Below are 831 nucleotides of genomic sequence, written 5' to 3'. Positions count from 1 at the left end.
GCCCGCGGCCACGCGGAAAGCTGTCACCGAGGCGCCCACGGGATGAGCGAACGGCGGGCGTGTAAAGCCATCGGCTGCTGCCGCATGACCATGAGATACCAAACGACTCGGGCGGACGAAGCCGGCCCTCGCCAGCGCATGCGGGCAATCGCCCAGGAGCGCCGCCGCTTCGGCTATCGACGCCTGCATGTGCTGCTCAAGCGGGAGGGTCAACTGGGGCAAGAGCGCCACCAACCAAAGGAGAGACCACTCAATGAATAAGCCCAGCCGGGCCTATCGCTTCAACGATGGGCTGGACTACGCCCTCGTGTTCCACCCGACAGGTTACCACTGATGTTCATGTGGATCATCGCAGCCAGCCTCTGCTTCCTGTGGGCCGAGAGTAGGCCCATCTTGACGGACCTGATGGTGTCCTCGAACCCTATGTCCCGGTCGAATGTCTGCGTGAGTGCCCGAGCCCTTCGGTGGATACGATCCTGGGGGCCATGCCTAAGTACAGGGTCACGCCGCAGCCGTGGCGTCGGGCAGGACGGCGCCACCGTTCGCAAGGACGACGACAACACCGAGACCCAGATCGACAAGCCGGAGGGCCAGAACCGAGGGCGGCACCCTCCCGGAACTCCCGGACTTCGATCCGCAGAACGGCGCCGGGTCTTCAACGCCCTCGTGCGGGACAAGATCGGCTGGCAGGAAACCCAGCGGCGCCACAAGAAGCTGTTCCGGCTCTACCTGGAAGAGAGGCTGGCGGTGCGGCGGCGTGGCGGCCGCAAACGGGCGATCGGGACCCGGGCGCCAATGACGGTGCCGATGGCGCCGAACGACCGCCGGTCG

2 pseudogenes are annotated in these 831 nt (G+C 66.1%); both read left to right on the top strand.

Annotation, left to right across the window (positions count from 1 at the left end):
* Positions 1-210 (top strand): annotated as a pseudogene (locus EHH60_RS36890) (IS3 family transposase); the annotation flags it as partial.
* Between the two features lie 495 nt (positions 211-705).
* Positions 706-831: pseudogene (locus EHH60_RS36885) on the top strand (IS3 family transposase); the annotation flags it as partial.

Origin of the sequence: Bradyrhizobium sp. RP6, assembly GCF_003837805.1 — a bacterium.
Classification (GTDB): domain Bacteria; phylum Pseudomonadota; class Alphaproteobacteria; order Rhizobiales; family Xanthobacteraceae; genus Bradyrhizobium.
Note: the sequence above shows the minus strand (reverse complement) of the source record. Positions and strands in the feature narration are given on the sequence as shown.